A 12,101-nucleotide genomic window follows, 5' to 3' on the forward strand; every position below is an offset into this window, starting at 1 on the left:
CCAAACGCTTTAACGAGCATTGAGGTTAAGTAACTGCTCCAATTGTTTTCACAACGCTTAACCTTGTTTTTGGGCCCTCATATGAGGGCCCTTTTTTTGCAGTATTTAAATCAGCATGACTTTATTTAACAGATTTACTTAACCGACTTAATTTCGGCATCGGTAAGGTATCGCCACTCACCCAACTCTAGGCTAGGGTCGAGTTCTATCGCACCCACGCTCTCACGATGAAGCTTAGTGACCTTGTTACCAACCGCGGCCAGCATACGCTTAACTTGATGATACTTACCTTCGGTAATCGTCAAACGTGCTTGGTTCGAGCCTAAAATCTCAAGCTCTGCCGGTTTGGTTAAACCATCTTCATTATTGAGCTGTAGACCATCGGCAAATTGCTGCACTAGCTCTTCGCTCAATGGGTCTGCCGTTTCCAGTAGGTACCGCTTACCACACTCTTTCTTAGGCGAGGTGATCTTGTGGGACCATTGGCCATCAGTGGTGATCAACACCAGACCTGTGGTATCGGCATCTAAACGACCAGCAATATGTAAGTCTTCAGGACGAATCACATCCAGCAAGCTGATCACCGATGGATACTCTTCATCTATGGTTGAACAGATAGTATCGACTGGTTTGTTTAGCATGATAAAGCGCGGGCCGATTATCGTTAGCACCTCACCATCGAGACGGATCTCATGCTCATCGGTGACTTTAAAGCCCGAGTTTTTAACCACTTCGCCATTACAAGTCACATCACCACGATGTAGGGCTTTCTTGGCAGAAACCCGAGAGTGTGAAGTTGATTCACAAATAAATTTATCTAAACGCACAGGAGGAACTCAGCTTATATAACCATAATGGACGACATTATGAGGCCAGTGCCGCCAAAGGGCAAAGTTTTGCTTGAATCAACAGCAACCCCAAGCGTATCGTGGAAAGCCATTTTCATGGAGATAAGATATGAATCAATCACCTAGCACAGGCCAAGTAGCAAAAAGTGCGTTAGAAGCCAAGGCGCAACAAATTGATGAATATGCCAAAATGCTGTCAGGTGTTCCTTACCAATGTCTAGATCCAGCCCTCAATCAGTTCTGGCATCAGCAGCAAATGCGTAACCAGAAAATGAATATTAACGGCCAAATCGATTATGAGTTACTGCCCCATATCGCTAAAAGCGCTGTCATTGTGCAACCTTTTAACGTGAGTTATGGCATCAATATCAAGCTAGGCGAAAAAGCCTTTATTAATGCCAACTCAACTTTGCACGACAATGCCCCGATTAATATAGGCTCGCAAACCATGCTTGGGCCAAACGTACAAATCTACACAGCAAGTCATCCATTGGATGCCGATGAACGCTGCCGAGGCATAGAAACCGCCAAAGCCGTGACAATCGGTAACCGAGCTTGGATAGGCGGTGGCGCCATCATTTTACCCGGCGTCACCATTGGTGATGAAGCAGTGATAGCAGCAGGCTCAGTAGTCACTAAGGATGTTAGCGCAAGACAAGTGGTAGCAGGCAATCCTGCCAAAGTGATAAAAAGCCTATAGTCGATGTCACTTTTAACTAAAGATTGCTCACTTTTTAGTTAAGGAAACCTTTTCTTACACATGAAAGGGGGAATATACAGATAAGTTTACGCACCAGACTTGTTCACAGCACATCAAAAACCTTAACATGCGTATCTCAATGTAATTTATGCGTTCTCTATACCTGCCTAGGTATAAAGTATAAATACGCCAATTGAACTTTAAGAAAAAACAACTCGCTCGACTCAAAAGCAAGAATAAATTGACGATATAGATTAAGGAAGAAAAATGAAAAAAGTACTCGTTGGGGGCTTATGCGCTTCCCTTATCGTTGGCCTCAGTGCATGTAACAGCGAACCGACTGACGTAAAACAGCCTGTCACAGATAAAACCGAAGCCGCCGTTGCCGTTGAAAAAGCACTGACTTCAGGTATCGACTTTGCTAATTTCGACAAATCAGTTCGTCCACAAGATAACTTCTACTCTTATGTGAACGGCACTTGGATTAAAGACACGGTTATTCCAGGCGATCGCACCAGCACAGGTGCATTTTACGACCTACGTGAAAAATCACGAGACGATGTTAAAGCCATTATCGAAGAAGTAGCAGCCACCCCCAACTTAAAAACCGGAACCGATGAGCAGAAGGTGGCCGACCTATACAACTCATTCATGGATGTTGACACCCTCAACAAATTGGGTGTAACGCCGATCCAGAGCGAACTCGAACGTGTTAATGCGATTAACTCTAAAGATGAACTAGTGACTTACTTCGCTCGCAGCCAAATTATCGGCAGCGGCACGCCTATGGCGTTTTACATCAATGTCGATGCCAAAGACTCAAGCCGCTATGCAACCCATATCTGGCAATACGGCCTTAGCCTGCCTGAAAAAGACTACTACCTGAACCAAGATGAGCGCTTCGTTAATATTCGTAAGGCCTATGTTGAGCACATCGAAAAGATGTACACCTTAGCAGGCCTGCCGAATCCAAAAGCCAGCGCAGAGGCGATTCTGGCATTGGAAACTGAGATAGCTAAAAAGCACTGGGACGTAGTGGAAACTCGCGACAGCACTAAAACTTACAATAAGTACCAAGTAAAAGATTTACCGACACTGGCACCAGACATTAACTGGGCTGGTTACTTAGCCGCCCTCGATGCCGACAAGCAAGCCGACATCATCATCAACCAACCTAGCTATATTCAAGGGCTCAACGAGGTCATAAAAGATACCGACCTTGCGACTTGGAAAACCTATATGCAGTGGCAAGTCCTTACCCATGCAGCAGGCAGCTTGAGCGAAGCTCTGGATACCGAAAACTTCGAGTTTTTTGCCAAGACACTAAACGGCCAACAAGAGCAGCAGCCACGTTGGAAGCGCGGCGTATCAACGGTAAACGGACTCTTGGGTGAAGTTGTTGGTAAGGTGTACGTTAAACGTCACTTCAAGCCTGAAGCAAAAGAGCGCATGCAGGTACTGGTTGAAAACCTACGTGGTGCCTATGGCGATAGTATCGACTCACTGGAGTGGATGAGCGCAGACACTAAAGTCGCGGCCAAAGATAAGCTTGCCAAGTTTGATCCAAAGATTGGTTATCCTGATCGCTGGGAAGACTACAGCAAACTCACCATCAAAGCCGATGACCTATATGGTAACAACCTACGCGCAAGCGAACTGAGCCATGCAAAAGAGTTGGAAAAACTCGGTAGCCCAATCCGTAAGTGGGAGTGGCACATGACGCCACAGACCGTGAACGCGTACTACAACCCAACTATGAATGAGATCGTGTTCCCTGCAGCAATTTTACAGCCACCATTCTTTAATATGGCTGCTGACGATGCCGTAAACTATGGCGGCATTGGTGCGGTAATCGGCCACGAAATGGGCCATGGTTTTGACGACCAAGGCGCGAAGTTTGATGGCGAAGGTAACATGCGTGACTGGTGGACCGAACAAGACTTAACTGAGTTTGCCGCACGTGGTAAGGCATTAGTCGACCAATACAACGACTACGCCGTATTTGATGACCTCAACGTAAACGGTGAGCTAACTCTTGGCGAAAACATTGGCGACCTTTCTGGTGTCACTATTGCCTACCGTGCGTATAAGAAGTCACTTAACGGTAAAGAGGCGCCAGTTATCGACGGCCTAACGGGCGATCAACGTTTCTTCATCGGATTCACTCAGATCTGGCGTGCAAAGATCAAGGAAGAGTCTATGCGTAACCGCGTAGCTACCGATCCACACTCTCCTGCTGAGTTCCGTGCAGTTGGTGCGTTATCAAACATGCCTGAGTTTTACAGCACTTACGATGTTAAACCTGGCGATGCCATGTACATCGCACCAGAGAAGCGCGTAAAGATCTGGTAATCAAACGTTAGGCCCTAGGTTCTAGGTTCTAGGTTCTAGGAAATGCAAAAAGCAAAGACGATTAAAGCCGAGACGGGAAAAGCCGGAAAGCTGTGTTTGTTGTAGGTCGGACTTTAGTCCGTCACGCTTTTGGTTTTCCTAGCAGGGCGCAGCCCGTCCTCGCAGCGTAGCGCCCTAGTACCTAGTACCTAGTTCCTAGTTCCTAGTTCCTTAAAATTAAAAATCTAAAAAGCCGTTGATGTCTCATTTCATCAACGGCTTTTTGTTTATTACAGCCCTTCGCGCACTACAGCTCACACTATGAACAAATGTTAATTTGTCATTCAGCCTAGCTTAAGCATTTCCCAGTTAGATTACAGTCACAGCCACAAACTAGGACTGCTATGAACCGGATATTACGGACATTTTTCATTTTCTTACTGTTACTGTCGACCCGTTCAGCCTTTGCCCATAATGTCGATCATGGACAAAGCAATACTAAGAATAACGGCAGTTACGCCGCCAAACAGGCCTTCTCCAAAAATCTCGATGGCCTGACAGCCATTCAGTCTATGCAATATCAGGTGCCGAGACAGACCAGTGCCGATCTCGATACTCTCTATAGCCAAGCCAACGATGCACAACAAGAGTTAGCCGAGCTGCTAAGCAGGATCACAGCCCAGTCTCATACTCAATCTGTATTAGCCGACATTAAGAGTCGTGAAAGAGCGCAGGCTAAAGTGCAGAATAAACTTGATAATGATGCCAGCCAACTGACCGACATCGTCAGAGCCAGTATCGTTAGCCACGATATTCACAACTTGATGCAGGCCTTTGCCTTGCTTAAGTCTGACAGCGAATTGATCCAAGTTAAGAACCGCTTTGCCGCCCCCAAAGAATCGGGATATCGCGATCTAAACCTTTTGGTCAAACTACCTCAATCACAGATGATCGCCGAAGTGCAGTTGCACCTTGCCGATATCGCCGAGATTAAAAGTGGCGCCGAACACCAAGTGTATGAACAGGTACAAACGATTCAGGCCTCAGCGATGCAGGAACAACGAGACTTAAGCGACATTGAAACAGCTAAAATCACTCGGCTCCGCCAAGAGTCCCATAAGCTGTACCACAAAGCGTGGCTAAAATATAAACGCAGTGATCAAGAAAATACTTTTAGCGCCGTAGCTTAATACAGACAAAGCATGTTTAAAGGACCCATTTTATTGGGTCCTTTTTTATTACGACTTTTTACCTCATACCACCACAAAGCCTTTTGTGACTTAAGCAATAATTGTCTATACTCCCGCCCAATAGTCTATATAGCCAGATCCAGCCAAATTATGAATGATGTCATTGAGCAACTCCAAGAAATGAGCGAGACGGTTCCAGTACCGTTAGAGCTAGCAACCTTTGAACAAATTGTTGAAGTGGAAGAGGAGATCCTTATTCCGCTACCTATGGAGCTCAAAGAATACTTACTTTACGCCAGTGATGTTATTTGTGGCAGCCTTGAGCCTGTGACCGCCAGCGATCCTAACTCGCATACCTATCTACCAGAGGTAGCGGCCTATGCTTGGTCAATTGGCCTGCCACGTGAGTTCATTCCAATCTGTCAGCAAGGCGATAGCTTTTTCTTCATTAGCCAAGAAGGTCAAATTCAGCTTTGGCAAGATGATGAGATCTACGAGGATGACTCATGGGAGTCTTTCTGGGATTGGGCTGAAGATGTGTGGATGCGCAGCTAATACCTTAGGTATAAGCACACGCCGTCACAACAAAATTTACTAAGGAAATATCATGTCTAAAGAACTTGGTTTGAATGCCATTGAAATGCAGTACCTTCGTCACTCATTGGCGTTAACCACAGCCCAAGTTGCCGAAATTGGTAAAGTGAGCGAAGCCGATGTTATCGCTTGGGAAGCAGGCGAGAAGCCAGCGCACATGCCAGTACAGAAGAAACTACTTGAGATCGATGAAGCGATTGAGATGCAGGTACTAAACACTTGTGATGGCATCGAAGAGCTATTTAAAACTGAACCAAAGCGCACTCTTAGCTTTGTAGTTTACCCAACTCAAGCGCTATACGCTCAGTACAATCCAGAGTTTCTAGGCACACTGCCACTAGCAGAGCTTTATAACGTTTCAGCATACCGCATCAAGAAAGAGTGTAAGCTAATGCTTGAGGTTGACGTGGTACTGGTCGCGCTAGACTCTGAATCTTACAAAGCATTCCGCGAAAAAGAGGGCTTGAAAGAGAGCCGCGAAAACCGCGCGAAATGGGCTAAAGCCCAGTTATAAGTTCTAGATCCTAGATCCTAGCCCCTAGGTTCTAGGCTCTAGGAAAGGCAAAGAAAGGGCCTAGGTCCTTCTTTTAAAGCTAAGACGGTAAGAGCCGAACGGCCTACGGCCTTACGAACGTGACTAGGTCACTATAGAACGCTGCGCTTACGGAAAATAACGGAAAAGCGGCTCTATTGTTGTAGGTCGGGCTTTAGCCCGTCACGCTGTTGCTTTTCCTCGCAGGGCGAAGCCCGCCCTCGAAGCGAAGCGCTCTAGCATCTAGAACCTAGCTCCTGTATTAAGCCGCCCCCGCTTCCTCTTTAGCAAGGCCCCTAGCCATGGCTGGCCGAGCGGTAATTCGATCGCGGTAAGCCGTCAGTTTTGGTGGAATATCTTGCTCAAATCGTGTTGCCCACAGCAAGGTGTGCCCCAGTAAAATATCAGCAATAGTCAGTTCATCACCGAGCAAAAACTCACTGTCGGGTAACCATTGCTCCGCTATCGCGGCAGCTTTATCAAATTCCCACTTAGCCACCGATAACATCTCAGGCAGACGCTGCTCCTCTGGCAAGGCAAATTTATGTTTACCTATGCTCCACAGCGGCTGCTCAAGCTCACAGGTGATGAAGCTGACCCACTTATGATGCAGTGCCGACTCATGACTTCCCACCTTTGGCAATAGCTTACCTGCGCCATATTTCTCGGCGAGATATAACACTATGGCTGCAGACTCAGTAATGGCAAAACCATCCTCCACTAGTGCAGGCACCTTGCCACAAGGGTTAACCGCTAAAAACGCAGGATCTCGTCCATCACCCTTCGCAAAATTGATATAGCGATATTGCCAATCGAGTCCAAGCTCTTCTAAAGTCCATGACACTCGCAATGAGCGACTGCGAGGGATCCCAAATAATGTAATCATCTGACGCTTCCTTACTTAACATGAATTAGCTAACCCCATAAGCTACTGTGAAGAGCCAACAATTAAAAGCATCACATTGTTTCAAAACATAACGCTTTCAAGCAGGCTTCCTTTTCCATCGCCTGCAACTCTCTATCTCAGCGATTGTCCGATTTCAGCTATATTTCCCAATAGGCCGCCGCTTCACTCATCGCTATATTGACAATATCAGCACTAAAATCACCGCGAGGCCAACAATGAACACTAGGCGGCTCCTGTATTAACTAGCATATAGATTTTTTAAAGTGCTAGTTATCCCGCTTGAATTTGTTATGATTATCGCCTCATGATGACAATGATTATTACTTGGCTTAACAATAAGTTGATGCTCAGCACAGCACTCTTGTCGGCAGGCGAGTATGGTAGCGCCATAAGGGCCTGTAGTGGTTAGGAATAACTAACCTAATGAGTTTTACCACGCTCTTTACCTATTGGATGCGAAAAAATAACGTAAACGGACACCTAGATCTCAATGCACCTAATAACAAAAACGCTTATAGGCTCAGTCGTTGTTGGCTGTTGCCTTTGGGCTGCAAACAAAGCCAGTGCTAATAGGGTCGCAAACAGTGACATAGCCAAACAGCTTCCCACCATTATCAATCAAGCTAAGCGCCCCTTTAGTGGCGTGGTAATGGTTAAGCAAGATAACCAACCTGTGTTTGCTTATATCTCAGGCAACAATATTGACAAAAACTCCAGCTTTTTAATTGGGTCACTGTCAAAACAAGTGACCGCTACCCTTATCTTGAGAGCCGTCGATGAAGGCCTAATCGATTTAGATAAAAGTGTGAGTCATTACTTACTAAAAGATGGCAATAAACCCCGTGCTTATGTGCCACCAAGCGTGACCGTATCGCAATTGCTGAGCCACACCTCAGGTTTAGTCAAAATGGGCGAAACGCCACTTTTTAAACCTGGCAGTCAATTTCAATATTCAAATTATGGCTATGCGCTACTCGGTGACATACTCGAAGTGGTTTACCAACTCCCCATTGACGAGCAAGTTAAGCGATTAAACCAACAAAATCAGCTCGATGGTTTATATGCGCAAACAGGCAACATAGCGAGTATCAAATCAGCCCATAACAATTTCATCCTAGGCAATACCGAAACCTTAGTCCAAGACTCTGAAGGTCACAATCAATCACACCTAAGTCCTGTGGAGCTCAGCATTGATAAATCTATGATCGCGTTTGGCGGTATGGCTGCATCGGTTGAAGCTTATGGCCGCTTTCAAGATTCGCTCTATAACGGCAAGCTATTAACCCCTAAGAGTTTAAGCTTAATGATCTCACCACATGCCACCCGTGAACATAGGTGGGGAGCATTAGAATATGGCTATGGCACGCAGATCAGCCGAGATGAACAATTAGTTGAATACAGCCACAGTGGCTACCTACCCGGTTACGTGAGCCTAGCGGCATATTATCCAAAGTCTAAAGTCAGCTTAGTGATTTTAGAAAATACCTCTTGGGATCTTAGCGACCGCGAACGCACATTTGGACTGCATGACGCCATACGCAGCAGTATTCGCAGCAGACTGATTGCGCTCGAAGACCGCCCTGTAGCTAAGTTATATCAGGCTGGAGTCAGCGCCGTAGAGAGTGCAATGGCACCGACTAATGCGGTATCTAAGGTAACAGAGTAATTACTACTCAAACGCTAACTTCTGCTATAATCGCTTTCGATGATCGCGCAGCCGCGCGGTCCTATAGTTAGAAGAAATCAAACTCATGATTAACAATGATATTTTACGTAAAGTTCGCTATATCCTCGACTTAAGCAACGCAAAAATGATCCGCATTTTTGCTAAAACTAAGCACGAAGTGACTCAAGAGCAGATCATCAACATGCTAAAGAAAGAGCATGAAGAAGGTTACGCACCGCTTAACGACAAAAATATGTGTCGTTTCTTGGACGGTCTAGTGATCTACAAGCGCGGCCTAAAGCCAGGCGCAGAAGCGCCAGAGCCACTATCTCAACTGACCAACAACCTTATCTTCAAGAAGCTAAGGGTGGCATTTGAGTTACGCGAAGAAGATATTATTGAGGCGTTAGAGCTTGCTGAGTTCAACATGAGCAAGTCTGAGCTAGGCGCACTATTTAGAAAACCTGGCCATAAGCATTACAAGCCTTGTGGCGACCAAGTTCTACGTAACTTCCTGATGGGTTTGTCAATTAAGCACCGTCCAGAAAACGCGAACTAACTCTCACCCGCATTTTATATGTAAGTGATAAAAGCACTGCCAATGGCGGTGCTTTTTTTAAAAGAAGGTGCTAGGTCAAAAAGAGGGCTCTAGATTCTAGGGCGCTACGCTTCTAGGACGGCCTGCTTGTGCAGAGAGGCCCTGCTAAGAAAAGCAAAAGCATGACGGGCTACTACAAACACCACTTCTTCCTGCTTTTAACCGGCTTTAATCGTCTTGGCTTTAAAAGAAGCGGCTAGATCCTAGGGCGCTGCGCTTCTAGAGCGGGCTACGCCCTGCTAGGAAAAGCAAAAGCTAGACGGGCTAAAGCCCGACCTACAACAAACACCGCTTCTCCCTGCTTTTAATCGGCTTTTCTCGTCTCGGCTTTAATCGTCTTGGCTTTTTGCCTTTCCTAGCACCTTCTTTGCCTAGCAACTAGCACCTTCTTTTCCCATCTCAATAAAAAAATCCTCCGACAAAGCAAAACAAAGATCACGCTTTATGTTAGTCTTCCGTGATTAGCATCACCTGTAATCCTAACTAACAAAAATAACGTAAAGGTTTCCAATGGACGATAACAAACGCCCGCTCTATCTTCCTTTTGCTGGTCCCGCGATTCTAGAAGCCCCTTTGATCAACAAAGGCAGTGCTTTTACCGAAGAGGAAAGGATCTTTTTCAATCTTGAAGGCCTACTGCCCCACGTTATCGAGACTATCGAAGAGCAAGCCTCACGGGCTTACGATCAATACAAAAACTTCACCAACGATCTCGATAAGCATATCTACTTAAGAAACATTCAAGATACCAACGAGACGCTTTATTACCGCCTAGTGCAGAACCATATCACCGAGATGATGCCCATCATCTACACCCCAACTGTGGGCATGGCATGTGAGCGCTTCTCCAAGGATTATCGCCGTAACCGTGGTCTATTTATCTCCTACGCCAATAAAGACCGTATCGACGACATCCTCAACAACTCCACCCGCCAAAAAGTGAAGATCATCGTAGTCACCGATGGTGAACGCATTTTAGGCCTTGGCGATCAGGGCATCGGCGGCATGGGGATCCCAATTGGTAAGCTGTCACTTTACACCAGCTGTGGTGGCATCAGCCCAGCCTATACCCTGCCGATAACCTTAGATGTGGGTACCGATAACCCACACCTGCTAGAAGATCCTATGTATATGGGCTGGCGTAACCAGCGCATTGGCGGCGAAGAGTACACAGAATTTGTCGAAGCCTTTATGCAGGCAGTTCACCGCCGCTGGCCCGATGCACTCATTCAGTTTGAAGACTTCGCCCAGAAGAACGCCATGCCACTGCTAGAGCGCTATAAAGATCAATACTGCTGCTTTAACGATGACATTCAAGGCACGGCTGCAGTCACCGTAGGCTCATTATTGGCAGCGTGTAAGGCAGCCAATACTAAGCTGAGCGAACAACGCATCACCTTCTTAGGAGCTGGCTCTGCAGGCTGCGGTATCGCCGAGGCTATCGTGGCGCAGATGGTGTCTGAGGGCATTAGTGAGACTCAGGCCCGTAAGCAAGTATTCATGGTTGACCGCTGGGGCATGTTGCAGGCGAATATGCCAAATCTACTGCCATTCCAGCAAAAGCTAGCTCAGCAGTGTGAAGATGTCGCCAACTGGGATAACTTCAGTGACAACATCTCACTACTCGATGTGGTCAACAATGCCAAGCCAACAGTATTGATTGGCGTATCAGGCGCGCCGGGGCTGTTTACCGAAGAGATCATCAAGGCGATGCACAGCCATTGTAAGCGCCCTATTGTGTTCCCACTGTCGAACCCAACCAGTCGCGTCGAAGCCACACCGAAAGATATTCTGCACTGGACTCAAGGCCAAGCCCTTGTGGCAACCGGTAGCCCGTTTGAGCCAGTGGTTGTCGATGACACTACTTATGAAATCGCCCAGTGTAACAACAGTTATATTTTCCCTGGCATCGGCCTTGGCGTGCTTGCCTCAGGTGCCAAGCGTGTCAGCGACGCCATGTTGATGGCATCGAGCCGCGCACTGGCCGAGTGTTCACCGCTTGCGGTAAATGGCGAAGGGTCTTTGCTGCCTAAGCTTGAAGATATCCATAAGGTGAGTAAGCATATTGCCTTTGCCGTGGCGAAAGTGGCGATTGAGGAAGGTCATGCCTTGCCGACAACCGAGGAGCTGCTCAATCAGTCGATTGAGGATAATTTCTGGACAGCAGAGTATCGACGTTATAAACGAACTTCTTTCTAGTTTTTTCGATAAAGCTAAAACGGAAAAGCATAGACGGTTCAAGCAAAGACGAGCGCTTCGCTAACGGTCTAAATCAAAAGCAGTCATATTTGGCTGCTTTTTTGTTTTTGAGCTTTAGCGTTATCCAATAGTTGGTTTGCTATCAGGCTACGCCTGAAATTTAGGTGAGACTTCGTCTAACAGTTAACATCAGTGGCTATGCCACATATTAAGCTGCGCTTGACTAACGTCGCGGCGCTTCGCCCGCACCCGAGCCAAGGGGGAAAGCGCTTGTCCCCCTCTTGGCCAAGTGTGAGCTGGAAGCTCACGACCTTCATCAAACTACAATATGTGGGGTCAGAGTAAACTAAACACGTTTCCCTTTAACCATAACGTTAAAACTAACCGACAACTCTGGCTGACAGAAAATACCTGTTCCCCATCGGAGTTGCCGAAGTGCGTTGGAATCAATTGCGTGATGCCGACATGGATGTCGGCGTAGCTTTCGCGGGGCAGGATGCCCCATCGGAAGCGTTAGCAATTTATCCATAAGCATG

The 12,101-nt window shown here is 46.7% G+C and carries 10 protein-coding genes; 8 read left to right on the forward strand and 2 right to left on the reverse strand.

Features of this window, described 5'->3' with window-relative positions; genetic code table 11:
• Window positions 1-134: 134 nt before the first annotated feature.
• Window positions 135-827 carry a 16S rRNA pseudouridine(516) synthase RsuA gene (gene rsuA, locus K5Q92_RS04640; protein ID WP_220767886.1) on the reverse strand — a complete coding sequence of 231 codons (693 nt, stop codon included), beginning with the start codon at window positions 825-827 and terminating at the stop codon, window positions 135-137.
• Window positions 828-1,020: 193 nt separating this feature from the next.
• Between rsuA and K5Q92_RS04645 the strand changes: the two genes are divergently transcribed.
• The 5 genes from K5Q92_RS04645 (at window position 1,021) to K5Q92_RS04665 (ending at window position 6,177) form a co-directional block, all read left to right on the forward strand.
• Window positions 1,021-1,548, forward strand: a complete 528-nt coding sequence (locus K5Q92_RS04645) for a sugar O-acetyltransferase (protein ID WP_259649499.1) — start codon at window positions 1,021-1,023, stop codon at window positions 1,546-1,548.
• A 267-nt stretch (window positions 1,549-1,815) separates the two neighbouring features.
• Entirely contained in the window at window positions 1,816-3,900 is a 2,085-nt protein-coding gene (locus K5Q92_RS04650; RefSeq protein WP_220767887.1) for a M13 family metallopeptidase, read from the forward strand.
• A 383-nt stretch (window positions 3,901-4,283) separates the two neighbouring features.
• Entirely contained in the window at window positions 4,284-5,069 is a 786-nt protein-coding gene (locus K5Q92_RS04655; protein WP_220767888.1) for a RelA/SpoT domain-containing protein, read from the forward strand.
• Window positions 5,070-5,219: 150 nt separating this feature from the next.
• The gene (locus tag K5Q92_RS04660) at window positions 5,220-5,624 is read left to right on the forward strand and encodes an SMI1/KNR4 family protein (RefSeq protein ID WP_220767889.1); all 405 of its coding nucleotides are present in this window, start codon (window positions 5,220-5,222) and stop codon (window positions 5,622-5,624) included.
• 52 nt (window positions 5,625-5,676) lie between these two features.
• Window positions 5,677-6,177 (forward strand): DUF4447 family protein, encoded by a 501-nt coding sequence (locus tag K5Q92_RS04665; RefSeq protein WP_220767890.1) that lies wholly within the window; start codon window positions 5,677-5,679, stop codon window positions 6,175-6,177.
• A 280-nt stretch (window positions 6,178-6,457) separates the two neighbouring features.
• On the opposite strand, the gene K5Q92_RS04670 is transcribed toward K5Q92_RS04665, so the two are convergent.
• Window positions 6,458-7,081: a glutathione S-transferase family protein gene (locus K5Q92_RS04670; protein WP_220767891.1), complete on the reverse strand. Its 624-nt coding sequence runs from the start codon at window positions 7,079-7,081 to the stop codon at window positions 6,458-6,460.
• Window positions 7,082-7,592: 511 nt separating this feature from the next.
• Here K5Q92_RS04670 and K5Q92_RS04675 point away from each other — a divergent pair.
• From K5Q92_RS04675 to K5Q92_RS04685, 3 genes are all read left to right on the forward strand, one after another.
• Window positions 7,593-8,768 carry a serine hydrolase gene (locus K5Q92_RS04675; protein ID WP_220767892.1) on the forward strand — a complete coding sequence of 392 codons (1,176 nt, stop codon included), beginning with the start codon at window positions 7,593-7,595 and terminating at the stop codon, window positions 8,766-8,768.
• 85 nt (window positions 8,769-8,853) lie between these two features.
• Window positions 8,854-9,327, forward strand: coding sequence for a DUF1456 family protein (locus K5Q92_RS04680; protein ID WP_220767893.1), 474 nt, complete (start codon window positions 8,854-8,856; stop codon window positions 9,325-9,327).
• Window positions 9,328-9,876: 549 nt separating this feature from the next.
• Window positions 9,877-11,565: an NAD-dependent malic enzyme gene (locus tag K5Q92_RS04685; RefSeq protein ID WP_220767894.1), complete on the forward strand. Its 1,689-nt coding sequence runs from the start codon at window positions 9,877-9,879 to the stop codon at window positions 11,563-11,565.
• Window positions 11,566-12,101: the final 536 nt, after the last annotated feature.

It is taken from the genome of Shewanella sp. MBTL60-007 (assembly GCF_019654915.1).
Classification (GTDB): Bacteria; Pseudomonadota; Gammaproteobacteria; order Enterobacterales; family Shewanellaceae; genus Shewanella.